Genomic DNA, 23463 nt, shown 5'->3' with positions numbered 1-23463 from the left:
TGCTCCTCGTGTCGTTCGCTGCGCTCACGACAGGGCCTCGTCGGCGGCGCGGGTCACCCAGGCGGCGAAGCGCTCGCCGTCCTCGCGCTGCTCCTGGAAGCGCGTGACGACCCGCTCCACGTAGTCCGGCAGGCCGGCGGAGGTGACCTTGAGGCCGCGGACCTTGCGGCCGAAGCCGGCCTCCAGGCCGAGAGCGCCTCCGAGGTGGACCTGGTAGCCCTCGACCTGGTTGCCCCGCTCGTCCAGGACCAGCTGGCCCTTGAGACCGATGTCCGCCACCTGGATACGGGCGCAGGCGTTCGGGCAGCCGTTGATGTTGATGGTCAGCGGCTCGGCGAAGTCCGGCAGGCGGCGCTCCAGCTCGTCGATCAGCGAGGCGCCGCGCGCCTTGGTCTCGACGATGGCCAGCTTGCAGAACTCGATGCCGGTGCAGGCCATCGTGCCGCGGCGGAACGGGGACGGCTTGACCCGCAGGTCCAGCGCCTCCAGGGCCGCGACGACCGAGTCGACCTGGTCCGCCTCGATGTCGAGCACGATCATCTTCTGCTCGGCGGTGGTGCGCAGGCGGCCGGAGCCGTGCTGCTCGGCGACGTCCGCGATCTTGGTGAGGGTGGCGCCGTCGACCCGGCCGACGCGCGGTGCGAAGCCGACGTAGAAGCGGCCGTCCTGCTGCTGGTGGACGCCGACGTGGTCGCGCCACTGGCCGCTGGGCTGCTCGGGCGCGGGGCCGTCCGTCAGCTTCCGCTTGAGGTACTCGTCCTCCAGGACCTGGCGGAACTTGGCCGGGCCCCAGTCGGCGACCAGGAACTTCAGCCGGGCGCGGGTGCGCAGGCGGCGGTAGCCGTAGTCGCGGAAGATCGAGATGACGCCCTCGTAGACGTCCGGGACCTCGTCGAGCGAGACCCACGTGCCGAGCCGGACGCCGAGCTTGGGATTCGTCGACAGCCCGCCGCCGACCCAGACGTCGAAGCCGGGGCCGTGCTCGGGGTGGTGCACGCCGACGAAGGCGATGTCGTTGATCTCGTGAGCGACGTCGAGCAGCGGCGAGCCGGAGACCGCGGACTTGAACTTGCGGGGCAGGTTGGAGAAGTCCGGGTTGCCGACGATGCGGCGGTAGATCTCGTCGATGGCGGGCGTGCCGTCGATGATCTCGTCCCGCGCGATGCCGGCGACCGGCGAACCGAGGATGACGCGGGGCGTGTCGCCGCAGGCCTCGGTGGTGGACAGGCCGACGGCCTCCAGGCGGCGCCAGATCTCCGGGACGTCCTCGATCCGGATCCAGTGGTACTGCACGTTCTGGCGGTCCGTGAGGTCCGCCGTGCCGCGGGCGAACTCCTCGGAGATCTCGCCGATGACGCGCAGCTGGTCGGTGGTCAGCCGGCCGCCGTCGATGCGCACGCGCAGCATGAAGTACTTGTCGTCCAGCTCCTCCGGCTCCAGGATCGCGGTCTTGCCGCCGTCGATCCCGGGCTTGCGCTGGGTGTACAGGCCCCACCAGCGCATGCGGCCGCGCAGGTCGTTGGGGTCGATCGAGTCGAAGCCCGCCTTGGAGTAGATCGTCTCAATGCGTGTCCGCACGTTGAGACCGTCGTCGTCCTTCTTGAACTGCTCGTTGCCGTTGAGGGGCGTGTGGTGTCCGACGGCCCACTGGCCCTCACCGCGGTGACGGCCGGTCTTGCGGCGCGCGGCGGCTGCGGGCGCGGCTGCGGGCGTTTCGGGGGTGGCGGCCATGGCGGTACGTCCTTCTTCGGCGGCTCGGGGCAGGGGCGGGGGAGCGACGGCGCGCCCCTGCCGCGTCGGCGACGCTGAGCGGGTGTGGCTGGTCACCGCGCCCTGTCCGGGATTGCCGGCGGGCAGGGCGGTGTTCGGCCTCGGGGGGCGAGCGGGTGATCGACGCGTCCGCGGCGGCGGGGACTGCGGCGATGTGCGGCGGGGCTGGTTCCGTCAGCGCGCCGGACAGATGGCGCTGGACATGCGGCCGAGGTCGACGTGCCGCCGACTCACCAAGGCAATTCCAGCTCCATTCATGGCGGAAGCGTGTCATGTGCCGATTGGAGGAGTCCACTACTGTCCACGATGCGGACGAAGTCGTCCCGTATGACGAGATGGCGTGATCAGGGTCACGCCGTACGGCGGTTTTCGCCGCCCCCCGCCGCGCCCGCGGGGGGCGGCAGACCCCGCCGCCGCCCGCCCCCGCGCGGCGGCTCCGGGCCCGCGCCCGGGACGTACGGCCGAGGGCTACGCGCCGGGCCAGGGGCCCGGGGACGGGGTCTCCTCGGTGGACCCGGTCTCCGTCCTGTAGAGCCTGAAGCCCCGCCGCAGGTAGTTGTCCATGGCCGTCGGGCCGTCCTGGCTGCACGTGTGGAGCCAGACGCGGCGCGTCGGCTCGCGGTCCGGCCAGCGCTCCGCCAGGTCCCACGCGCGGGCGACGCCCACCGACAGCAGGTGCCCGCCTATCCGGCGCCCCCGGAAGTCCGGGAGCAGCCCGAAGTACATGATCTCCACCACACCGTCGTCCTGGGGGTCGAGCTCGACGTAGCCCGCCGGCGTGCCCCGCTCGTACGCCACCCAGGTCTCCACCCCCGGCCGGTCCAGCTGCTCCACCCACTGCGCGCGGGTCAGCGACAGCCGGTCCGTCCAGTGGATGTCCCCGCCCACGGAGGCGTAGAGGAAGCGGCTGAACTCGGGCGAGGGGACCTCCGAGCGGACGACGGTGACGTCGGGGCCCGCCGGGGCCGCCTCGACGAGGTCCGACGGCGACGTCATCTCCAGGGACCAGGTGGTGAGAGTGATGGTGCTCATGCAGGTCAGGGAATCACGCCCGCCCCCGTCAGGCCCAGCCCGCCGGCGTCAGGCCCAGCCGTCCCGACCCCCGCCGGCGCCGTGCGCGCGGGCCCGGACCACCGAGGGGGCCGTGGAGTGCGGGAGCAGCGACGCCGGGTCCCCGGGCCGGACCAGCTCCACCTCCACGTCCTCCGCGAAGCGGTACGGTCGGTGCGACAGGACGCCCGCCAGGTAGCGCCGGACCCGGGACAGCTCCGCCCGCACGGTCACCGTGCGCGTCGGATCGCCGAACAGCTCCCCGGCCAGCTCCGCCGCCGAGCGCCCCCGCGCGCTGTCCGCCAGCAGGAACAGCAGCTCCGCGTGGCGCGGGCTCAGCTCCTGCGACCAGCTCCCGGCGGCCCCGTGCACCGTCGCCGTCCAGGCGCCGGGACGGCTGAGGTCCAGGACGAGCCGCGTCGCCGCCGCGCCCGTACGGCGGCCCGGTCCCGTACGGGCGCCCTCACGGCCCCCGCCCGCCCCCCGCGCACCCTCCGCGCCGCCGCCGTCCGCGGCGGTACGGTGCTCCTCGACCCGCAGCAGCCACCCGCCCGGCAGCGGCTCCACCACGCAGTCCCCGAGCTGCGGCACCCACACCGGTCCGGCGCCGAACCCCTTCGGGAGCGGGATGCGGTCGGCCGGCGCCATGCCCGTGACCGCCGCCGCCCAGCCGTCCGCGTCCACCGCCAGCGCCCGTCCCGGCAGCCGGGCCAGCAGCGGGGCCGCGAAGGTCCGCAGCCGCTCCAGGGACTCCAGGTGGCGGATCCGCAGCTCCCGCTCCGCGAGCCGGGCCACCGAACTCACCCACGCCAGCGTCGCCGGGTGCATCGTGGCCAGCGGCCCGCTCACGTCGATCACACCCAGCAGCCGCCCGTCGCGCGGGTCCCGCACCGGCGCCCCCGCGCACGTCCAGTCGTGGTGGCTGGAGACGAAGTGCTCCGCCGAGAACACCTGCACGGGCCGCCGCGTCACCAGGGCGGTGCCCACCCCGTTCGTGCCCACCACGGCCTCGTCCCAGTCCGCCCCCACCGCGAAGCCCAACCGGTCCGCCTTGCGCAGGATCGAGCTGTGCCCCTCCCGCCACAGCAGCCGGCCGTCCGCGTCGGCCACGACCATGATGTGCAGCGCCTCGTCCAGCGCCGGCAGCAGACCCTCCCGCAGCACCGGCAGGACCTCGCGCAGCGGCGACACGTGCCGCCGCTCCTCGGTCTCCGCCGCCGACAGCATCCGCGAGCGGGCGTCCCGGTCCGGATGCACCCCGCCGGCGAGCATCCGCCGCCAGGACTCGGCGATCTCCGGTCGCGGCGCGGCCGGCGGCCGGTCCCCGGCCAGGGCGGCCGCCCGTACGCCCTTGAGCAGACGGGCGGCGTCCCGCGCGTCCATGGCCGAGATACGTGCCACGTCGACCGTGCTGCCTGCGGTGTGGGCCACCGGAACCTCCCCGTGCGAACAGGACGTGCGGCGCAGGCCGCCCCGGTGGTCCGCGGGTGCCGTCTCCCACGGCGCCCCCGGAGGGCGACCTCCGACTCAAGGTTGCAACGGTATGCAACTCTCGCCAAGTCCCGGTCGCGCGACCGAAACTGTGCGGACGCCGCCCAGCGGCGTGACAGCTCCTCCTCGGGGCTTCTGGGACCAGGGGTGGTGCCGAGTCGGCGCGGTGCCACCCCTGATCCCGGTCAACGGGTCCGGATCCCGGAGCGGGGCGGTTTGGGGACCGGGCCCCCGCCCGCGATCCGAGCCCGTTCCACCACCGCGCCCAGGTTCAGGCTGTGCGGCAGCGTGCCGAAGGCCGCGCCCCAGTCCCTGCCCAGCCGCGAGGCGCAGAACGCGTCCGCGACCTCCGGCGGCGCCCAGCGGACCAGGAGTGACCCCTGGAGCACCAGTGCCATCCGCTCCACGACGCGGCGGGCCCGCGCCTCGATACCCTCCAGATCCGCGAGGTCCGTGAGCAGGTTCCGCACGGCCGCGTCCAACCGGTGGTCGGCGCCCCGGGCCAGGCCGATCTCCTCCAGGAACGCGCCGAGGGCCTGCGGCTCCCGCTGGAGCGCCCGCAGTACGTCCAGGGCCTGGACGTTGCCCGATCCCTCCCAGATGGAGTTCAGCGGGGACTCGCGCAGCAGGCGCGGCAGACCGGACTCCTCGACGTAGCCGTTGCCGCCCAGGCACTCCAGGGCCTCCGCGACCATCGGCGTACAGCGCTTGGTCACCCAGTACTTGGCCGCGGGTACCGCCAGGCGCAGGAAGGCCTTCTCCTGCTCGGTGCCGGCGTCGTAGGCGGCCGCCAGGCGCAGCGTCAACGTGGTGGCGGCCTCCGACTCCAGCGCGAGGTCGGCGAGCACGTTGCGCATCAGCGGCTGGTCGATGAGCGGCGCTCCGAAAGCGGAGCGGTGCTCCGCGTGGTGCACCGCCTGGGTCAGCGCCTGCCGCATCAGCGAGGCCGAGCCGATCACGCAGTCCAGCCGGGTCGCCGCGACCATCTCGATGATGGTCCGCACCCCCCGGCCCTCCTCGCCCACCCGCCGCGCCCAGGTCCGGTCGAACTCCACCTCGCTCGACGCGTTCGACCGGTTCCCCAGCTTGTCCTTCAACCGCTGGAGGGCGAAGACGTTGCGCGTGCCGTCGGGCAGCACCCGCGGCACCAGGAAGCAGGTCAGCCCGCCCGGCGCCTGGGCCAGTACCAGGAAGCCGTCGCACATCGGCGCCGAGCAGAACCACTTGTGCCCGGTCAGCAGGTACTCACCGGAGGCGTCCAGCGGCACGGCGGCCGTCGTGTTCGCCCGGACGTCGCTGCCCCCCTGCTTCTCCGTCATCCCCATACCGAAGAGCACCCCGGCCTTCCGCGCGGCCGGCCGCAGCCCCTCCTCGTACACGTGCGAGGTCAGCCGGGGCTCCCATTCGGCCGCCAGCTCCGGATCGGTCCGCAGCGCCGGCACGGCGGCGTGCGTCATCGAGACCGGGCACCCGTGCCCCGACTCGGCCTGCGACCAGACGAAGAACCCGGCGGCGCGGCGCAGGTGCCCCGCGGGCCGGCCCCAGGCGTCCGTCAGCCCGGATGTCACGGCGTGCCCCAGCAGCCGGTGCCAGGCCGGATGGAAGTCGACCTCGTCGACGCGGTTCCCGTACCGGTCGTGCGTGCGCAGCTTCGGCGGGTTCTCGTTCGCCTGCGCGCCCCACTCCTGGGCCTGCGCCGAGCCCGCGGCGAGCCCGAGCGCCGTGAGTTCCTCCCGTACCTCGCCGCGCAGTTCGGGCTTCGCGGCGGCGAGGTGCCGCTCCACGCCCTCGGTGAGTGCCCGGTCGCCTCCGTAGACGTCGTGGCCCACCAGGGGCGGGGCCTGGTTGCTGACTGTGTGGGTGGTGGCTGCCATGCGGATACCGTAAGGACGTGCAGCCAGCAAAAGAAACACCCGAGCGGATCCCAGGACGGCTCCACCGGGCCCGCGCCCTCTACCGCAACGTCTCCAAGCGGAAGATGACCTGGCTGCTCCTGAAGGACACCGTCAATTCGTGCATCGAGTACCGCATCCTCGGACTCGCCGCCGAAGCGGCCTTCTTCACCCTGCTCTCGCTGCCCCCACTCTTCCTCGGCCTGCTGGGCCTGCTCGGCTACGTGGACGGCTGGACCGACACCCAGACCGTGTCCAGCATCGAGGAGAACATCCTGCGCGCGGTGGGCACGGTCCTGTCCGACCGCGGTGTCAACGACATCGCCAGGCCCCTGCTCGACGACGTCACCCGGCCCGGCCGCCCCGACCTGATCTCGCTCGGCTTCGCCGTCGCCCTGTGGTCGGGCTCCCGCGCGGTGAACGTCTTCATCGACACCATCACCGTGATGTACGGGCTCGACGGGCAGCGCGGCATCGTCAAGACCAGGCTGCTGGCCTTCCTGCTCTACATGGTGGCCCTGCTGATCGGGGCGATCGTGCTGCCGCTGATGGTCGTCGGACCGGACGCGGTGGTGCGGCTGGTGCCCTGGGGCACGGAAGTGATCGCGGTCCTGTACTGGCCGACCGTCACGCTGCTGTCCATCGCCTTCCTGACCACGCTGTACCACGTGTCCGTCCCGGTGCGCTCGCCGTGGATCGAGGACGTGCCGGGCGCGCTCGTGGCCCTCGCCATGTGGGTGGTGGGCTCGTTCCTGCTGCGGATCTACCTGACCAACACCGTCGAGGGCCCGACGATCTACGGATCGCTGGCGGCGCCGGTGGCCGTGCTGCTGTGGATCGGCATCTCGGCCTTCGCCGTGCTGGTCGGCGCGGCCGTGAACGCCGCCATCGACCGGGTCTGGCCGTCGGTGGCCACGGCCGCGGCGCGCGAGGCAAACGAGCGGGCGCGCGAGCTGGAGGCCGCGCAGCTCATCGCGCGGGCCGCGGCCTGGCGGGCGATGGCGGAGGGCGAGTCGGAGGACGACGAGGACGAGGGGATGCCGTCGGAGTTCCCGGAGCGGTGGTCGAAGTTCCTGCCGCCGGAGGACTACTCGGCGCGGCTGCGCAAGCACTGAAGGGCCGGGCGGGGGCCCGGGAGGGCCTGCGCACGCCCACGCCGCGGGGGCGTCACCGCAGGCCGTCACCGCCCGCCGTCACCGCTCGCGGTCACCGGCCGCCGTCACCGCAGGCCGTCACCGCCCGCCGTCACCGCTCGCTCAGCGCGGGCTCCGCACCCCCCAGGCGGTGAGCAGGCCCGGGGAGAGCGCCGCGCAGTCCGGCGAGTCCAGGTAGCGGATCGCCGCGTCGACGGTCGCGTCGTCGACCAGTCCGGTGGCCGTCATCGACCCCCGCGCGCGGTCCCACGTACCGGCCCAGAAACGGCTGATGGGGCTGCCCGGCAGCAGCGGGGGGACGTGGATCTCCGCCCCCACGGACGTGAGACCGGCCTCCTGGAGCTGCCGCGGGTAGTCCGGTACCCGCGAGACGTCGGTCCCCAAGGTGTCCCGGAGCCCTTCCCACATGGCCCGCATCGCCCGGTGGTACGCCGTGGTGGGCGCCGCCGGGGTAGTCAGGTCGACGGCGTCGCCGATCACCAGCACGCCGCCGGGGGCCAGCAGGGAGGCGAGCGTGCCGATCATCCGCTCCCGGTCGCGCAGGTGCATCAGGACGAACCGGGCGTGGACCAGCTGGAACCGGCCGGGCGCGAACCCCGGCGCGGTGATGTCCGCGTCCAGGGCGGTGAGGCCGGGCAGAGGGTGCGCCCGGAGGAAACGCGTGTCGCGATCGACGGCGAGGACCTCCGCCACACCGGCCCGCTCCAGGAGGAGGCGGGCGACGGTACCCGTGCCCGCCCCCACGTCCAGGCAGCGCCAGCCGGGGCCCGCGCCCAGCGCGCGCAGCCGCGCCAGGGTGAAGTCGTCGTAGGCGAGCGCGCCGAGGTCGATGCGGTCGTCCTCGCCCGCCTGTTCGGGCCGGAACACCGCCTCCCCGTACCGGCCGGCGGGAGCGTCGCCGCCGTCGCCGCTCATGTCGCCGCCCCGGGGGCGGGAACGCGGGCCGAGGGGGCGTCGGGGTCCGGCGGTTGGGCGTCGGGCTCCGGCGGGGCGTCGGGCAGTCTCACGTCCGGACCTCCACGGAGCGGGGGGCAGTGCGTGCGGCCCGGGTCCGCGCCGCCGCCCACCGATCCTGCACCGGCCGTCCCCGGCCCCGCCGAGGCGCGCCGGGCCTGCTCCGAAAGAGACGGCCCGCAGCTGAGCGACGGCCTTAGCCTGGAGGGGTGTACGAGGAAGCGCCGTCGGCGACCGTGCCCGGGGCCGTGCTGTGGCGGGCCGCGGGGGCGGGCGGGACCGTACTGCCCGACGGGTGCATGGACCTGCTGTGGGTCGACGGGCGGCTGCTGGTGGCGGGGCCGGACACCCGCCCGCATCCCGCCGGGGAGGTCCCGGGCGGGGTCTTCGCCGGGATCCGGCTCCCACCCGGCACCGCGCCCGCGCTGCTCGGCGTACCCGCGCACGCGGTGCGGGACGGCCGGGTGGAGCTGACGGACCTGTGGCCCGCGCGTGAGGTGCGCCGGCTGGCCGGGCCGGTCGAGGCGAGCGCGGACCCCCGTACGGGGCTGGAGGCGCTGGTCGCCCGCCGCGCCGCCGGGGCCGCGCCGCCCGACCCGCTGGCCGCCGAGATCGTGGCCGGGCTGCGGGCCGGCTCCGCCGTCGCGGACATCGCGCGCGCGGTGGGGCTGGGGCCGCGCCAACTGCACCGGCGCTCCCTCGACGCGTTCGGGTACGGCCCCCGGACCCTCGGCCGCATCCTGCGGCTGCGCGGGGCGCTGGCGCGGGCCCGCGCGGGACTGCCGTACGCCGAGGTCGCCGCCGTCGCCGGCTACGCCGACCAGGCCCACCTCGCCCGGGAGGTACGGGCCCTGGCGGGGACCACGCTGCGCGCCTACACGGGGGGCGCGGCCGGGGCTGCGGCGGGGGCGAACAGGGAGACCCCGCAGCCGTCCGGGTCCAGGACGACGGCGTAGCGCTGCCCCCAGAAGGCGTCCCACGGTTCCAGGTGTCCGGGGTGCCCGGCGGCGGTCAACTCGGCGTACAGCGCGTCCACCTCGGCGGGCGACCCGCACAGGAAGGCCAGGTCCCGGCGGCCCTCCCCGGCGGGCGGGGTCCATCCGGGGTCGAAGGAGCGGATGACCTCCTCCGTGTCCCAGGCGATGCGCAGCCCGCCGGGCAGGACGGCCTCCACGTGCGGCTGCTGCTCGGCGCCGGCCGGAACGTCCAGCCCCAGGCGGCGGTAGAAGGCGAGCGAGGCGGCCATGTCGGAGACGACCATGCCGATCATGTCGAGTCGTGGAGTCATGCCGGCAGGCTAGCCAGACCGGCACACGGCCGTCTTGAACGTTTCGGACACCCCGCCGCCGCCCACCCATTCGGTACACCGGAAAAAGAGGTGGCCCGGCCCCGCTCCCGCTTGTTACGGTGAGCGTGTTCCCGCCGATCGGCGCGGACTTCGGCTTGTGCTGACCCGGAGGTGAGTTCATTGATGACTGTCGTGACGCAGGGCGCTGCCCGCACTCAGAAGTCCATCGATGTCACTTCCGTGGTCTCCGGCTGACCTCACACCTTTACGCCCGCCGCCGCTGAGCGAGCGCGCGCTGCCGGGGCCGCCCTGTGAAGGGTTTCCCTTGTCTTTCTCCGCTTCTCCTTCCTCTTCCCTCTCCTCGTCCTCCGTGCCCCTCGCCCCCTTCGGGTGGGACGACGCGTGGCAGGCCGAGTTCGCCCCCTACGCCGCACAGGGGTTGGTGCCCGGCCGGGTCGTCCGGGTCGACCGGGGCCAGTGCGATGTCATGACGGCGGACGGCGTCGTCCGCGCCGACACCGCGTTCGTGACCCCGCACGACCCGCTGCGGGTGATCTGCACCGGTGACTGGGCGGCCGTCGAGGCGGCCGGGAACCCGCGTTACGTGAAGGCGTACCTGCCGCGCCGGACCGCCTTCGTCCGGTCCACCTCCTCCAAGCGGTCCGAGGGGCAGATCCTCGCCGCGAACGTCGACCACGCGATCATCGCCGTCTCCCTCGCCGTCGATCCGGACCTGGGGCGCATCGAGCGCTTCCTGGCCCTGGCCTGGGAGTCGGGCGCGCGGCCGCTGGTCGTACTGACCAAGGCGGACCTCATCCCGGACCCGGCCTCGCTCGGGTATCTCGTACAGGACGTGGAGACCGCCGCGCCGGGCGTACAGGTGCTCACCGTGTCCTCCCGCACGGGGGCCGGCATGGACGTCCTCGCCGACGTCGTCGGGGGCGGTACCAGCGTGCTGCTCGGCATCTCCGGCGCCGGGAAGTCCACGCTGGCCAACGCGTTGCTGGGGGAGGACGTGATGGAGGTGCAGGAGGCCCGCGAGGTCGACGGCAAGGGCCGCCACACGACGACGACCCGCAACCTCCTCGCGCTGCCGGGCGGGGGAGTCCTCATCGACACCCCCGGGCTGCGCGGCGTCGGCCTGTGGGACGCGGAGGTCGGGGTCGGCCAGGTGTTCTCGGAGATCGAGGACTACGCGGGACGCTGCCGCTTCCACGACTGCGCGCACGAGGCGGAACCGGGGTGCGCGGTACTGGCCGCACTGGACGCCGGGGACCTGGCGGAGCGGCGCCTGGACAGCTACCGGAAACTGCTGCGGGAGAACCAGCGGATCGTGGCCAAGACGGACGCGCGGCTCCGCTCGGAGATCCGCCGCGAGGGCCGCCTGCGGATGGCGGAGGGCCGCGCGAACTACGCGGCGAAGCGCCGCGGTCGGGCCTGAGCCCGCGCCGGGGGCCCGCCCCCGTACGGGGGCGCCCCCGTACGGGGCCCCCGACCGGGCTCCGGGCCCCGGGACGCGGGCGCGGGGGAGGACAGGGAGACGCCCACGGCCGCCGAGGCGGTCGCGATCAGGCGGAGGACGAGGCGGCGGGTCCGGGTGACGGTCATGGGGGCCTTCGCGGGGGTGAGGGGGTGGTGCCGCCGGGCCGGGGGCCGGCCCGCGGGCGGAACTCCATTGAGCCCCGCCCGCGGGCCCCGGGTCACGACCCGGGAAGTCGGGGCTTGACAGGCCCGCGCCCGGGCTCGGCAGCCCGCGGCGCTCGGCCGGGCGGTGTCACGGACGCGTCAGGACCGCGGCCAGCCAGGCGGCCAGGAGCAGCAGGCACGCGAACAGCTCCACCAGCACACTCGTCCCCACCGCCCGCATCACCGCGCGCACGGACGCCCACGCATCGCCGCGGCTGCCCAGCCGGAGCCGTTCACACAGGTAGATGCCGCCGACGAAGCCCGGGACCGCGCCCAGGACCGGGATCAGTACGAAGCCCAGCAGCGCCCCCGAACCCGCGAAGACCGCCGCCCTGGGGGTCACGCCCACCCCCCGCAGCCGGCGCGGTGGGAGGAGCCACTTCACCACCTGAACCACCAGCAGCAGGGCCGTCGCCGCGACCAGCAGAGTCCAGGACACCGACGACCGCTCGTGCAGCGCCCACCACAGCAGCCCCGCCCACACCAGCCAGGTCCCCGGCACGCCCGGGACCATCACCCCGAGCGCACCGAGCAGGAGCACCAGCCCCACCAGGAGCAGCTGAGGCAGATCCATCTGCTCAGCGTGACCGACGGGAGGCTATCGGGCCACCCAGCCCCGCTCGTACGCGTGCCAGCCCAGCTGGAGCCTCGTCGTGACCCCGGACAGCTCCATCAGCCCCTTCACCCGCCGCTGCACCGTCCGCAGGCCCAGCTCCAGGTGCTTGGCCACGCTCGCGTCCGTCATACCCGCCAGCAGCAGCGACAGGATCTCCAGGTCCGTCGCGTCGGGGGTGCCCCCGGACTCCTCCGCCGTGCCGGCCGCGCCCAGCCGCAGCGGCAGCGACTCCCGCCACACCGCCTCGAACAGCCCCAGCAGGGACTCCAGCAGGCCCGACGCGTGCACCACCAGCGCCGACGGCTCCGCGCCGCGCGAGACCAGGGGCACCATCGCCAGCGTCCGGTCCGCGATGACCAGCTTCGCCGGGACCTGGCCCGTCACCCGCACCCGCTCACCCCGCGCCAGCGCCGTCGACACCTCCCGGATGCCGCGCGGCAGGCTCAGTACCTCCCGCTCGATCACCACCCGGTGCGCGACCCCGCGCGCGGCCGCCCGGTCCTCGGCCTCGTTGTCGGTGCCCGTCGCCCCCTGCGGCCGGCCGCTGACCAGCGCGCACACCTCCTCCACCGCGCCCAGCTGGAGCTGGTGGAAGCGGTGCGCGACGGCGCCGGCGCCCTGCACCACCTCCACCAGGTCGTGCACGGCCGGCTCGGACGCCTCCGCCCGGTACTCCTGCGCGAGCAGCGCCGCCGCCAGCTCCGCCTGCTCCAACTCGTGCCGCTGCCGGGTGAGGAGGGCGCCCAGAGCCACCCCGGGCGGGGCCGCCACCCACCGGCCCGGCCGCGCCGAGGACCGTGCGGCCAGGCCCTGCCGCTCCAGATGCCGCAGGGCCCGCTCGGCCTGCGGCACCGGCAGGGCCAGCCGGTGCGCCAGATCGGGCACTTCGGCCGCGCCCAACGCCACCAGCGTCCGGTACGCCGACTCCTGGCCCTCGTCCAGGCCTATCGCACCCAACAACCCGTCCACCCGCTCTCTCTGCGCTGCGCCTGGCGGGAAGCGGCCACGGCGCGAACCCGCCGCGGCCATCATCGCCGCACCCCCGCCCTTCGGTAAGGGCGAGGCCACCGCGGCACCACCGTCCGCCGCCGGAAGCGAGCCGCGCGGCACGCGGGGCCGGCCGGTTTCGAGCAGCTTCCCCGCAGGCGGGTTCATGACGGGGACGCAGCAAGAGGGCCACGCGGCGGGCGTGTTGACGGCGGTCGGCACGGGACCGAGGCCGAGCCGGCATACCTGAGGGTCGAACCGACCGGCGCGAGGGGCGCCCGGATCACCCCGACGGCCGCGCGGGCGTACGGCATCCGCCAGTGCGTACGGGTCGCACGGCCAGGGTCGACCGGGCGGCGGTCCGGCGGACCCATTTCGCGCGTTTCGCGTTTTCCGCCCCGGCGGGAGGCCGAGAATGAGGGCATGAGTCAGCAGGGCGCGGGCGCGGACGACTGGTGGCAGAAGCTCTACGAGGACCCGGACCCGGGAACGGAGCCCGATCCGGGGGACACGCTGGACAACCGCTTCCGCTCGGCGGCGGTGGTCGTGACGGACTCGGCGCCGGGCGCGCCGGGCGCGCCGGGCGCGCCGGGCGCGCCGGGCCTGCCGACGGCCCCGGCTCCCGGGCGACCGGGGCCCGCCACGGTTCCCGAGGCCCGGTCCGGCGGCACGGAGCGCCCGCCGCTCGCGCCGGAGCCGGTCCTGCCGCAGCCCCGCCGCGCCCAGACCCCGCCGGCGCGCGCGCAGGACGACCGGCAGGCTCCGCCGCCGTTCCCCCCGCCGCCGCCCGAGTTCCGGCCGACCGCCGACCCTGTCCCCCCGCCTCCGCCCGGGTTTCGCCCGGCCGCCGACTCCGTTCCGCCGCCGCCCGGGTTCCCGCTGCCGGCCGATCCCGGATCCCCGCCTGCGCCTGCGTCCGGGTTCCGGCCTTCCGCCGATGCCGTCCCTCCGACGCCGCCCCGCGGATTCCGGTCGGCTGCGTCCGAGACACCCCCGCCCGCGTCCGCCGTGCCCGCGGCGGGACCGCCGCCCCCGCGTCCGGCCGGGGTTCCCCACGGTGTACTGCCGCCGCCCCGGGACCCCCGGGAGGGCGGTGTGACCGGGTACGCGCTCGGCGGTGTCCACGTGCCGCCCGTACCGGCGCCCGGACCCTGGTCCGAGACGGAGTCCGAGCCGCCGGTACGGCGCTGGGACGCGCCGCGCGAGGCCGCCCACGCACCGCCGGCGGAGCCCCCGGCGGCCCCGGGACCGCCCGCCGCCAGGCCCGAGGTACGGCACCTGGGCGACCGCGCCCCCACCTACGCCGCCGAGCCGGGAGCGCTGCCGCCCGCCGATCCGGCCGCCGTCCACGCCCTGACCCCGGACACCGTCCTGGAGGGCGCGCGCTACGGCACCTACACCCTGCGCGCCGCCTCGCTACGCGGGGACTCCGCCCGCTTCCGCGGCGAGGTCCGCCGGGACTTCCTGCTCACCGCCCGCTTCGGCAGCGGCGACGACGCCCTGGTCCTCGTCGCCCTCGCCGGTGGCGACCGGGCCGCTCCCGGCGCGGCGGAGGCCGCCGCCGAACTGTGCCGCACGGTCGCGGCGGCCGTCGGGCGCAGCCAGGAGCGGCTGGCCGAGGACATCCGGGCCGGCCGGCGCGACGCCCTGCGCTCCGGGCTCCAGCGGCTCACCGATCGGGGGTACGGGCGGCTGCGCGCCCGGGCCGCCGAGCTGGGGCTCCCGGAGTCCGCGTACTCGGCCGGCATGCGCGGACTGCTCCTGCCGGTGGACCCGCGGTGCCGGACCCGGGTCTGCTTCGGCGTCGGCGCGGGCGGGCTCTTCCGGCTCCGCGAGGGCCGCTGGCAGGACCTGGAACAGGCCGGGACGGAGGAGTCCGCACCCGCCGCCACCGCACCCGCCGCACCCACGCCCACCGCACCCGCGGGACCGGCCGCCGCCCCCGCCGAGCCGGCGGAGTTCCGCTTCCGCGCGTCCGTGGCCCGACCCGGCGACATCCTGCTGCTGTGCACCGGCGGTCTCGCCGAGCCGATGCGGGAGGAAGCGGTGCTGTCGGCCGAGCTCGCCGCGCGCTGGGCCGAGCCCGAGCCGCCCGGCCTGGCGGCCTTCCTCGCGGACGTCCAGCTCCGCCTCAAGGGCTACGCCGACGACCGCACCGCCGCCGCCGTCTGGGAGGCGTAACCGGCGCATACGTGGCTGGATGGGAGGCACACGTCTCGCAGGACAGGACCGGAGACCGCGAAGGGTGCCCCCCTCATGGCCAAGCAGAATGTGGCGGAACAGTTCGTCGACATCCTCGTGCGCGCCGGCGTGCGCCGGATGTACGGAGTCGTCGGCGACAGCCTCAACCCCGTGGTGGACGCGATCCGCCGGACCGACGGCATCGAGTGGATCCAGGTCCGGCACGAGGAGACGGCCGCCTTCGCGGCGGGCGCCGAGGCCCAGATCACCGGCCGCCTCGCCGCGTGCGCGGGCTCCTGCGGCCCCGGCAACCTGCATCTGATCAACGGCCTGTACGACGCGCAGCGGTCGATGGCCCCCGTCCTCGCGCTGGCCTCGCAGATCCCCTCCAGCGAGATCGGGCTGGGCTACTTCCAGGAGACCCACCCCGACCAGCTCTTCCGCGAGTGCAGCCACTACAGCGAGCTGATCTCCAACCCCCGGCAGATGCCGCGCCTGCTCCAGACGGCCGTGCAGCACGCCATCGGCCGCAGCGGGGTGAGCGTGGTCGCCCTGCCCGGTGACATCGCCTCCCTCCCGGCACCCGACAAGGCCGTGGAGAACGCGCTCGTCACGGCCCGGCCGACGGTGCGCCCCGGCGAGGGGGAGATCGAGAAGCTGGTCCGGCTCGTCGACGAGGCCGACAAGGTCACCCTCTTCTGCGGCAGCGGGACCGCCGGCGCGCACGCCGAGGTGATGGAGTTCGCCGGCCGGGTCAAGGCACCCGTGGGGCACGCCCTGCGCGGTAAAGAGTGGATTCAGTACGACAATCCGTACGACGTGGGGATGAGCGGACTGCTCGGTTACGGCGCGGCCTACGAGGCCACGCACGAGTGCGATCTGCTGATCCTGCTCGGCACGGACTTCCCGTACAACGCCTTCCTGCCCGACGACGTGAAGATCGTCCAGGTGGACATCAGGCCCGAGCACCTCGGCCGCCGCTCCCGGTTGGACCTGGCCGTCTGGGGAGACGTACGGGAGACGCTGCGCGCTCTGAACACCCGGGTCAGGGCCAAGACCGACCGGCGCTTCCTCGACCGGATGCTGAAGAAGCACACGGACGCGCTGGAGGGCGTGGTCAAGGCCTACACCCGGAAGGTGGAGAAGCACACGCCGATCCATCCCGAGTACGTCGCCTCGGTGCTCGACGAACTCGCGGACGAGGACGCCGTGTTCACCGTCGACACCGGCATGTGCAATGTGTGGGCGGCGCGCTATCTTTCCCCGAACGGCAAGCGCCGCATCATCGGCTCCTTCAGTCACGGCTCCATGGCCAACGCCCTCCCGCAGGCCATCGGCGCACAGTTCACCGACCGCAACCGTCAAGTGGTGTCGATGTCGGGTGACGGCGGCTTCTCGATGCTGATGGGAGATTTCCTCACCCTGGTGCAGTACGACCTGCCCGTCAAAGTGGTCCTCTTCAACAACTCATCGCTCGGAATGGTCGAGTTGGAGATGCTGGTTTCCGGCCTGCCCTCCTACGGGACCACGAACAAGAACCCGGACTTCGCCGCGATCGCCCGCGCGGCGGGCGCGTACGGGGTCCGCGTGGAGAAGCCCAAGCAGCTCACAGCCGCTTTGAAGGACGCCTTCCGGCACAAGGGGCCCGCCCTGGTGGACGTGGTGACCGATCCCAACGCCCTGTCGATCCCGCCCAGGATCAGCGCCGACATGGTGACCGGATTCGCACTCTCCGCCAGCAAGATCGTGCTGGACGGGGGAGTGGGGCGGATGCTCCAAATGGCCCGGTCCAACCTCCGCAACGTGCCCCGCCCGTAAGCCCGAAGGAGTGCGGACCGGTCCGGGGGGCATGCATCCCGTAGGCCTGTTCGAGGGGTCGATCTGTTCGGGAGGACTGACGGGGGAGGTACATCGCCGTGCGGGTGGGGGCGAAGACCGGGAAGCTGGGAAAGAGAGGGCAGCCGGCACCGCGTGAGCCGTCCGCCGCCGAGGACGGGGGAGGCGTGGACGCGCTGCGGATCACCCGGAGCGTGCGCCGGGCCGACCTGAAAGCGGTGGGCGAGGTCCGCCGGGCCCTGCGGGAGCTGATGCGCCACCGCTGCAGGGCCGACGCCGCCGAGGCGGCGGAGCTGCTGATCACCGAGCTCGTGACCAACGCCCTCGTCCACACCGACCAAGGGGCCGAGGTGAGCGTGATCCTCTGCGCCGCCCGGCTCCGGGTGGAGGTCCGGGACTACGCCGCCCGCAGGCCCCGGCCGCACGTACCGACCGCCGACGACGGTACGCACGGCCGGGGACTGGCGCTGGTGCAGGCGCTCGCCGACGCCTGGGGTGTGGAGGCGCCGGCTCCGGACGGCAAGGTGGTGTGGTTCGAGCTGGAGGGCGCCCGCGGCGGGGCGTACGACGGAGGACCCGCCTGAGCGGCGGGCCCTCCGGGTCGCGACGGGAGTCCGGCGGCCGGGCGGAGTCGGGGACGCCGCCGCGGCCGGCCTCGTCAGCCGAACTGCTGCTCCAGATCCTTCAGTTTGCGCTCCAGTGAGTCGAGCCGGGGAATGGTCTGGGTGTCGTCCTCGGCGGTGAGGTCCACCGTGCGGGGGCCGGTGACCTCAAGGGACTCGGTTCGGTTCACGGCCTGGAGGGAGGGCCGGCCGGAGCCCCCGCCCAGGGGCAGCCTCGGAAGTGATGGCAGGTGTCCCTGGTCCGGTATGGCCGGCTCCGCGCCGACCGGCGCGGAGCCCGTTCCGGGGGCCAGCCCCGGCATGTCGCCCTCGCGGGCGCGTGCCCGGCCGAAAGCCCGGTTCTGGCGGCCCAGTGCCTTGATGTGCGCGCGGTCCAGCCGGTGCTGCTCCCGCCGGCGGTGGCGGTCCTGCTCCTTCTCCTTCTTGTCCTCGCGCACCTCGTCCACGGCCTCGTCGAGGGTGCGAACCCCTTCCAGCAGCATCAGCGACCACGCGCCGAAGGTCTCCCGGGGGGCCCGCAGCCAGCGGACCATCCGGATCTGCGGCAGCGGCCGGGGGATCAGCCCCTGCTCGCGCAGAGCCGCCCGGCGGGTCTGCTTGAGGGCGCGGTCGAAGAGGACGGCCGCCGAGAGCGACATCCCGGCGAAGAACTGCGGCGCCCCGTCGTGGCCGAGTCCCCTGGGGGCGTGCACCCAGTTGAACCAGGCGGCGGCGCCCGCGAACAGCCAGACCAGCATGCGGGAGCCGAGTGCCGCGTCCCCGTGGCTGGCCTCGCGCACCGCGAGCACCGAGCAGAACATCGCGGCGCCGTCGAGGCCGAAGGGAACCAGGTACTCCCAGCCCCCGGTGAGGTTGAGGTTCTGCCGGCCGAAGCCGACCAGCCCGTGGAAGGAGAGCGCGGCGGCGACCGCCGCGCAGCAGAAGAGCAGGACGTACGAGGCGGTTCCGTAGACGGCTTCCTTGCGCCGTCTGCGTTCCTCGCTGCGTTCCCAGCTGTCCTCGGCCGCGGCCTTCTCGCTCTCCCGCTTGCCCCGGGCCAGTACCGCAACTGCCGCAAGTACGCCCAGGATCAGCAGGCTGCCGGGCAGCAGCCAGTCCAGCGATATGTCGGTCAGTCTCATGCGGATGTCCCTTGCCTCGCGAATGCGGCTTTCCGGGCGCCATAGTGGCGCAGCGGGCCGGTCGTGCACGCGGTTTTCGGGACAAGTGGACGCCAACGGGGGGCGGGGCCCGCCGGATAGGGTGTTGTAGTTCGAACTGGCCTTCCTGGGCTGGGAATCCAGTTCGATTACGGTCACCCGTGCGGGTGGGTTCAGGCGGTGGCGGACGCCGTGAGCCGGGCGACGCGGTCCGCGTCGCAGGTCCGGGGGCAGGTCACGCAGGTGTCCTCCGGACGGATCGTGTAGAAGAAGCAGCAGCTGGCCCGGTCCCGCGTGGGCAGCGCCGTGCCGTCCGGCCCGGTGAGCGTGCGGAAGCCCGCGCTCCCGGTGTACGGGGCGGTGGAGCCGGGCAGCAGGGCCTCCAGCTCGGCCATGGCCCGCTCCTCCTCGCCGAGCAGGTGCCCGAGGTACCAGAGGCTCTCCACGACCTCGTCGGTGGCCATGCCCCACAGGGCCCGGCGGCCGCGCCGCATGCGCGGGCCGAAACCTTCCAGCACCGGTCCCAGGTGCTCGGCCACCGCGGCACGCACCTCGTCGCGCAGCGCGGCCTCGTCGGGCACGACACGAGCGCCGGGGAGGGCGGCCGCCGGGTCGTCCGGCAGGCAGGCGAACCGCTCCACGCGGACGGCCATGCGGCCCAGCGTCCGGTGGAACGAGACGTCGGCGGCCGGGAACCGGGGCACCCGCCGGTGCAGGAACCACGGCAGGGTGATCAGCAGGCAGGCGGGCCACGCGTACCGGTGCAGCCCGAAACTGGCGATGACGTCGGGGCGGGCCTGCTGCCCGTAGTCCCTCAGCACCTGGGCGTTGTCCCAGGCGAGGAAGGCGTCCAGGGCGGCGCCGCCCGCCGAGAGCTCGTCCGCGCCGACCCATCCCGCACCGCGGGGGGCGGGCTCGTGCGCGGCGAGCTCGGTCACTCGCAGCCCGCTGAAGACCTCGCCCAGCCGTGCGTACGCGCCCGTCACCGGAGAGCCGGTCGGGGCGGAACTGACGCTCGGCGGGGCACTGGGTGCACCGACGGAAGCCATGACAGTCATGACGAACCACCGAATCACGCGATCGTTAACAGGTAAGCCTTACCTTATCTGATCAATGGTGATCCGTCTCCTCCCGGCGCGGGGTGCCGCGTCGCCTATCCTCGGGTGGTCGAGACCGGTAGGAGGACCGAGTGCGCGAAGCGGCCCAGGCCACCGCAGGGGCGAGCCCGTCGATCCCGGCCCAGAAGGCACCCGGGAGCCCCCGGCGCGTACTGCGCCATTCGGTGCGCGGGCAGATCCTGGACGCCCTGCGCGCGGCGCTGATCGAGGGGGAGCTGGTCCCCGGCGGGATCTACTCGGGCCCGGCCCTGGGCGAGCGCTTCGGTGTCTCCGCCACGCCGGTGCGCGAGGCGATGCAGCAGCTGGCCGTGGAAGGGGCGGTGGAATGCCTGCCGAACCGGGGCTTCCGCGTCCTGTCGCGCACCCCGCGGGACCTGGCCGAGCTGGCCGAGGTCCGCGCGCTGCTTGAGGTCCCCGTCATGCTCCGCCTGGCCCGGACGGCGCCCCCGGCGGCCTGGGAGGCCCTGCGCCCCGCGGCCGCCGCCACGGCCGAGGCGGCGGCGGCCGGTGACGTACCCGGCTACGCGGACGCGGACCGGGCCTTCCACCGCCAGGTCCTGGCGCTCGCCGGGAACAGCCGGCTGGTCCAGGTGGCGGAGGAGCTCCACCGCCGCGCGCAGTGGCCCCTGCCGGGCGCTCCGCGGGTGCGACGCGCGGACCTCGTCGCCGACGCGGCGGAGCACGCGGCGCTGCTGGAGGCGCTGATCGCGGGGGACCTCGCCGTTGTCGAGTCCCTCGTCCGCGAGCACTTCGCCGGCGCCACGGCCTGACGTCCGCCCCCGCCGCTCCGCCGGGCCCCGCGCCGGGTCCGGCCCCGGTACGGGTCCGGGTGCTATGCCGCGGGCGAAGGAGCGGGCGGGGACACGGGCGAAGGCACGGCCGGCGCGGGCGAAGAGGCGGCCGGTGCGGGTGCGGCCGCCGGGGGCTGGAGCTGGTCCGCGAGCCAGGTCGGGATGCCGCCCAGCAGGTGGAACAGCCGCCGCGCCTCGGCCCGCAGCCGGGCCGCCTCCGGCTCCGGTTCTGCCTCCGCCAGCGCCGCCAGCGCCGGGGCCGTACCGATCAGGAATCCCAGTTCCTCCCGGATCCGCAGGGACTCCGTGAACCCCTTGCGGGCCTCCGCCACCTCGCCGTCGCGCAGGGCCAGCGCGGCCAGGTGGCGCCAGGTGAACGACAGCAGCAGCGTGTCCCCGTGGACCAGTGCCCCGGCGTGCGCCCGCCGGTAGGCGGGCCGGGCCGACTGCGGGGCGTCCGCCAGGTGCTCGGCGACGAGCCCGCGGCGGAAGTCCATCAGCGGCCTGGTCCGGGAGCCCGGGGACAGCAGCGCAGCCGCCCGGCCCAGCGCCGAGCGGGCCTCGTCGGCCCGGTCCCGGACGCCCAGCACGGTGGCCGCGTACGCCAGTTGGCCCCGCTCGCAGGCGGCCGCGCCCCGGTCGTCGTCGTCCTGGGCGACCGCCTCGGCGACCCGCAGCGCGTCCTCCGCCTCGGCCCAGCCCTGGCCCGTGAACAGGCAGCGCTCGACCAGCAGCGCGGTGCGCTGCACGGCGGCCCCGGCGTGCTCGGCGTGCGGTGTCAGCAGCGCCGCCGCGTCGGTCCAACAGCCGCGCGAACGCAGCCGCCATATCGCCCGCTGGAGGGGGTCGTCCCCTCCGGTCGTTCCGGCACCCGACATGGCGGTATCCGCCACATTGCCCTCCCCAAAGCAAGCAAGCAGCACATCGTTGAGCCCTGGGGCGAAATGAGAGCACGAATGGACCAGCTCGGCCAAGGGGTCGAGTGAACTCTTTCACAAAGTCCTGAAACCGCGTCGGCCGCCCCCGGCCGGGTGCGGCCGGCCCGGGAGTGGATCAGCTCAGCTCATGCGCAGTGCGAGGAAGAAGTCGAGCTTGTCCTCCAGCCGGGAGAGGTCGCGCCCCGTCAACTGCTCGATTCGCCCGACGCGGTACCGCAGCGTGTTGACGTGCAGGTGCAGCCGGGTGGCGCACCGGGTCCACGAGCCGTCGCAGTCCAGGAAGGCCTCCAGCGTCGGGATGAGCTCCGCGCGGTGGCGCCGGTCGTAGTCCCGCAGCGGGTCCAGCAGCCGCGCAGTGAAGGCGCGCCGCACGTCGTCCGGTACGAACGGCAGCAGCAGGACGTGCGAGGCGAGCTCGTGGTGGCCCGCCGCGCAGACCCGGCCCGGGCGTGCCGCGGCGACCCGGCGGGCGTGCCGTGCCTCCTCCAGCGCCCCGCGCAGCCCCTCGGCGGAGTGCACGGCCGCGCTGACGCCCAGGGTGAGCCGGCCGTCGTCGGCGAGGCCCGCCGCCAGGGGCTCCCGTACGGACGTCAGGAGCACGTCGGCGTGCAGGGCGCTGACGGGGCCCCGGTCCTCGCCCTCGACGGACAGCGCGGGCAGCGGGACGAGCGCGATGGCCTCGTCACCCGCATGGGCGACCGCGATCCGGTCGGAGGGCTCGGGACCCGCCACGGACGGGTCGACGAGGATCTCCTCCAGCAGGGACTGGGCCACCGGACCGCCGGGGATGTCCCCGCCGTCCCAGTCCACCCTTGCCACGACCACCTGCCAGTGGGGCGCGGCGCCCAGTCCGGGCAGCAGTACCGGGGCGGCCACCCGCAGCCGGGCGGCGATCTCGGCGGGCGGGGCACCCGTCTGGACCAGTTCGAGCACCTCCTGCGCCAGGCGGCGCCGCACCGTGCGCGCGGCGTCGCGCCGGTCCCGTTCGACGGCGATGAGCTGGGTGACGCCCTGGAGCAGGTCCAGGCGCTCGGCGGGCCAGTCGCCCGCGTCCGCCTCCACGGCCAGCAGCCAGTCCGAGAGCACGCTCTCGCGCACGTCGCGGGTGGCGGTTCCGGCCGGTCCGCGCCCGTGTCCCCTGATCGGGAAGAGCGAGTAGGCAATACCCTGGATGGAGATCCGGTGCGGTCCCCTGCGGCCTGTCCGGACTGCCGCGAGGTGCTCGCCCGCCAGTGCTGCGCAGACGCCCGGCGCCAGCGGCTCGCCCGCCCCGGCGATCTGCCGGCCGGTGGGGGACAGCACCCAGGCCCGGAGATCGAGGTCGGTGGTGAGCAGATCCAGCACCACGTCGGGTCCGCCGCCGGCCGGACCCGACGTCATGAGGCGGCGGTGGCGGTCCACGACGGCCGCGAGGTCGCCCGCGCGCTCGCCGGAGACCTGGCGCACCACGTACTCGGTGATCGTGGCGAATGCAACGTCCTCGTTCACGGCGAACAGCGGCAGCCGGTTGCGCCGACAGGCTGATACCAGATCGTCGGGGATGTCCCCGAGCTCCGCCTCGCCCGCCGCGAGGCCCGCCACGCCCGCGCTCGCGAGGATTCGTACGAACGGCTCGGAGTCGGCTGAATTTCTTCGCCATGCCAGTCCGGTGAGGACGAGCTCACCCCCTGTGAGGTATCGGCTGGGATCACGCAGGTCGGTCGTCATGACCCCGCGGACCGTCCGGTCGAGTTCGTCCTCGCCGCCCAGCAGCCGCAGCCCCAGCGCCTCGGTTTCCAGCAGTGCGCGCAGCCGCATGATGTCGCCGCCGATCTGTCTCGAATGTTGCCGTTGGAAATCGGGCAGGTCGTTGCATCCTGCCTTTCATACGAATCTACAAGACGAGGGAGGCCGCCAGCCAACTCCTTCATGGTTTCGGTGACTGCACCCGAGGGACGCGCGGCTTGTGT

The 23463-nt window shown here is 74.5% G+C and carries 20 protein-coding genes; 7 read left to right on the top strand and 13 right to left on the bottom strand.

What is annotated here, in order from left to right:
* Positions 1 to 24 precede the first annotated feature (24 nt).
* The 5 genes from ACFWUQ_RS19040 to ACFWUQ_RS19020 all read right to left on the bottom strand — a co-directional run bounded on the left by ACFWUQ_RS19040 (position 25) and on the right by ACFWUQ_RS19020 (position 6185).
* Complete coding sequence (locus ACFWUQ_RS19040; RefSeq protein WP_384539164.1) at positions 25 to 1731, bottom strand: nitrite/sulfite reductase; 1707 nt, start codon at positions 1729 to 1731, stop codon at positions 25 to 27.
* A gap of 213 nt (positions 1732 to 1944) precedes the next feature.
* Entirely contained in the window at positions 1945 to 2028 is an 84-nt protein-coding gene (locus tag ACFWUQ_RS19035; protein ID WP_312847410.1) for a putative leader peptide, read from the bottom strand.
* Between the two features lie 210 nt (positions 2029 to 2238).
* On the bottom strand, positions 2239 to 2802 hold the full coding sequence (locus ACFWUQ_RS19030; RefSeq protein WP_384539163.1) for a GNAT family N-acetyltransferase: 564 nt from the start codon (positions 2800 to 2802) through the stop codon (positions 2239 to 2241).
* 48 nt (positions 2803 to 2850) lie between these two features.
* The gene (locus ACFWUQ_RS19025; protein WP_384539184.1) at positions 2851 to 4203 is read right to left on the bottom strand and encodes a GAF domain-containing protein; all 1353 of its coding nucleotides are present in this window, start codon (positions 4201 to 4203) and stop codon (positions 2851 to 2853) included.
* 293 nt (positions 4204 to 4496) lie between these two features.
* Positions 4497 to 6185, bottom strand: a complete 1689-nt coding sequence (locus tag ACFWUQ_RS19020; RefSeq protein ID WP_384539162.1) for an acyl-CoA dehydrogenase family protein — start codon at positions 6183 to 6185, stop codon at positions 4497 to 4499.
* Positions 6186 to 6202: 17 nt separating this feature from the next.
* Here ACFWUQ_RS19020 and ACFWUQ_RS19015 point away from each other — a divergent pair, with 17 nt between their 5' ends.
* Complete coding sequence (locus tag ACFWUQ_RS19015; RefSeq protein WP_384539160.1) at positions 6203 to 7318, top strand: YihY/virulence factor BrkB family protein; 1116 nt, start codon at positions 6203 to 6205, stop codon at positions 7316 to 7318.
* 141 nt (positions 7319 to 7459) lie between these two features.
* Here ACFWUQ_RS19015 and ACFWUQ_RS19010 read toward each other — a convergent pair whose 3' ends face one another.
* A complete protein-coding gene (locus ACFWUQ_RS19010) occupies positions 7460 to 8272 on the bottom strand; it encodes a class I SAM-dependent methyltransferase (RefSeq protein ID WP_384539158.1) in 813 nt (270 codons plus the stop codon).
* A gap of 248 nt (positions 8273 to 8520) precedes the next feature.
* Between ACFWUQ_RS19010 and ACFWUQ_RS19005 the strand changes: the two genes are divergently transcribed.
* Positions 8521 to 9267 (top strand): helix-turn-helix domain-containing protein, encoded by a 747-nt coding sequence (locus ACFWUQ_RS19005; RefSeq protein ID WP_384539157.1) that lies wholly within the window; start codon positions 8521 to 8523, stop codon positions 9265 to 9267.
* Here ACFWUQ_RS19005 and ACFWUQ_RS19000 read toward each other — a convergent pair.
* Entirely contained in the window at positions 9186 to 9599 is a 414-nt protein-coding gene (locus tag ACFWUQ_RS19000; RefSeq protein ID WP_384539155.1) for a VOC family protein, read from the bottom strand. The two genes, ACFWUQ_RS19005 and ACFWUQ_RS19000, sit on opposite strands and share 82 nt — an antisense overlap.
* A 325-nt stretch (positions 9600 to 9924) precedes the next feature.
* Here ACFWUQ_RS19000 and rsgA point away from each other — a divergent pair, with 325 nt between their 5' ends.
* On the top strand, positions 9925 to 11040 hold the full coding sequence (gene rsgA / locus ACFWUQ_RS18995; protein WP_384539154.1) for a ribosome small subunit-dependent GTPase A: 1116 nt from the start codon (positions 9925 to 9927) through the stop codon (positions 11038 to 11040).
* 333 nt (positions 11041 to 11373) lie between these two features.
* Here rsgA and ACFWUQ_RS18990 read toward each other — a convergent pair whose 3' ends face one another.
* Both ACFWUQ_RS18990 and ACFWUQ_RS18985 read right to left on the bottom strand, forming a co-directional pair.
* A complete protein-coding gene (locus ACFWUQ_RS18990) occupies positions 11374 to 11859 on the bottom strand; it encodes a DUF456 domain-containing protein (RefSeq protein ID WP_384539153.1) in 486 nt (161 codons plus the stop codon).
* Positions 11860 to 11883: 24 nt separating this feature from the next.
* A complete protein-coding gene (locus ACFWUQ_RS18985) occupies positions 11884 to 12861 on the bottom strand; it encodes a helix-turn-helix domain-containing protein (RefSeq protein WP_384539182.1) in 978 nt (325 codons plus the stop codon).
* Between the two features lie 1122 nt (positions 12862 to 13983).
* On the opposite strand from ACFWUQ_RS18985, the gene ACFWUQ_RS18980 reads away from it, so the two are divergent.
* The 3 genes from ACFWUQ_RS18980 (at position 13984) to ACFWUQ_RS18970 (ending at position 17489) form a co-directional block, all read left to right on the top strand.
* Complete coding sequence (locus tag ACFWUQ_RS18980; RefSeq protein ID WP_384539151.1) at positions 13984 to 15069, top strand: protein phosphatase 2C domain-containing protein; 1086 nt, start codon at positions 13984 to 13986, stop codon at positions 15067 to 15069.
* Positions 15070 to 15144: 75 nt separating this feature from the next.
* Positions 15145 to 16887 (top strand): pyruvate dehydrogenase, encoded by a 1743-nt coding sequence (locus tag ACFWUQ_RS18975; protein WP_384539149.1) that lies wholly within the window; start codon positions 15145 to 15147, stop codon positions 16885 to 16887.
* Positions 16888 to 17099: 212 nt separating this feature from the next.
* The gene (locus ACFWUQ_RS18970; protein WP_384539180.1) at positions 17100 to 17489 is read left to right on the top strand and encodes an ATP-binding protein; all 390 of its coding nucleotides are present in this window, start codon (positions 17100 to 17102) and stop codon (positions 17487 to 17489) included.
* Positions 17490 to 17563: 74 nt separating this feature from the next.
* Here the strand turns inward: ACFWUQ_RS18970 and ACFWUQ_RS18965 are convergent, their stop codons facing one another.
* On the bottom strand, positions 17564 to 18649 hold the full coding sequence (locus ACFWUQ_RS18965) for a DUF2637 domain-containing protein (protein WP_384539147.1): 1086 nt from the start codon (positions 18647 to 18649) through the stop codon (positions 17564 to 17566).
* Between the two features lie 191 nt (positions 18650 to 18840).
* Positions 18841 to 19716 carry a (2Fe-2S)-binding protein gene (locus ACFWUQ_RS18960; protein WP_384539145.1) on the bottom strand — a complete coding sequence of 292 codons (876 nt, stop codon included), beginning with the start codon at positions 19714 to 19716 and terminating at the stop codon, positions 18841 to 18843.
* 140 nt (positions 19717 to 19856) lie between these two features.
* Between ACFWUQ_RS18960 and ACFWUQ_RS18955 the strand changes: the two genes are divergently transcribed.
* Complete coding sequence (locus ACFWUQ_RS18955) at positions 19857 to 20555, top strand: GntR family transcriptional regulator (protein WP_384539143.1); 699 nt, start codon at positions 19857 to 19859, stop codon at positions 20553 to 20555.
* Between the two features lie 62 nt (positions 20556 to 20617).
* Here the strand turns inward: ACFWUQ_RS18955 and ACFWUQ_RS18950 are convergent, their stop codons facing one another.
* Together ACFWUQ_RS18950 and ACFWUQ_RS18945 are read right to left on the bottom strand one after the other, a co-directional pair.
* Positions 20618 to 21469 (bottom strand): hypothetical protein, encoded by an 852-nt coding sequence (locus ACFWUQ_RS18950; protein ID WP_384539142.1) that lies wholly within the window; start codon positions 21467 to 21469, stop codon positions 20618 to 20620.
* Positions 21470 to 21634: 165 nt separating this feature from the next.
* The gene (locus ACFWUQ_RS18945) at positions 21635 to 23311 is read right to left on the bottom strand and encodes a PucR family transcriptional regulator (RefSeq protein WP_384539140.1); all 1677 of its coding nucleotides are present in this window, start codon (positions 23309 to 23311) and stop codon (positions 21635 to 21637) included.
* Positions 23312 to 23463 lie beyond the last annotated feature (152 nt).

It is taken from the genome of Streptomyces sp. NPDC058662 (assembly GCF_042716255.1).
Lineage (GTDB): Bacteria > Actinomycetota > Actinomycetes > Streptomycetales > Streptomycetaceae > Streptomyces.
The sequence above is the reverse complement of the archived record's forward strand: the minus strand, read 5'-3'. Positions and strand labels throughout refer to the sequence as shown.

Bases quoted from the DNA above. Each gene is read 5' to 3' on its own strand.
- ACFWUQ_RS19040 (WP_384539164.1), bottom strand. From the start codon at position 1,731: ATGGCCGCCACCCCCGAAACGCCCGCAGCCGCGCCCGCAGCCGCCGCG.
- ACFWUQ_RS19035 (WP_312847410.1), bottom strand. From the start codon at position 2,028: ATGAATGGAGCTGGAATTGCCTTGGTGAGTCGGCGGCACGTCGACCTC.
- ACFWUQ_RS19030 (WP_384539163.1), bottom strand. From the start codon at position 2,802: ATGAGCACCATCACTCTCACCACCTGGTCCCTGGAGATGACGTCGCCG.
- ACFWUQ_RS19025 (WP_384539184.1), bottom strand. From the start codon at position 4,203: ATGGACGCGCGGGACGCCGCCCGTCTGCTCAAGGGCGTACGGGCGGCC.
- ACFWUQ_RS19020 (WP_384539162.1), bottom strand. From the start codon at position 6,185: ATGGCAGCCACCACCCACACAGTCAGCAACCAGGCCCCGCCCCTGGTG.
- ACFWUQ_RS19010 (WP_384539158.1), bottom strand. From the start codon at position 8,272: ATGAGCGGCGACGGCGGCGACGCTCCCGCCGGCCGGTACGGGGAGGCG.
- ACFWUQ_RS19000 (WP_384539155.1), bottom strand. From the start codon at position 9,599: ATGACTCCACGACTCGACATGATCGGCATGGTCGTCTCCGACATGGCC.
- ACFWUQ_RS18990 (WP_384539153.1), bottom strand. From the start codon at position 11,859: ATGGATCTGCCTCAGCTGCTCCTGGTGGGGCTGGTGCTCCTGCTCGGT.
- ACFWUQ_RS18975 (WP_384539149.1), top strand. From the start codon at position 15,145: ATGGCCAAGCAGAATGTGGCGGAACAGTTCGTCGACATCCTCGTGCGC.
- ACFWUQ_RS18965 (WP_384539147.1), bottom strand. From the start codon at position 18,649: ATGAGACTGACCGACATATCGCTGGACTGGCTGCTGCCCGGCAGCCTG.
- ACFWUQ_RS18960 (WP_384539145.1), bottom strand. From the start codon at position 19,716: ATGGCTTCCGTCGGTGCACCCAGTGCCCCGCCGAGCGTCAGTTCCGCC.
- ACFWUQ_RS18945 (WP_384539140.1), bottom strand. From the start codon at position 23,311: ATGCGGCTGCGCGCACTGCTGGAAACCGAGGCGCTGGGGCTGCGGCTG.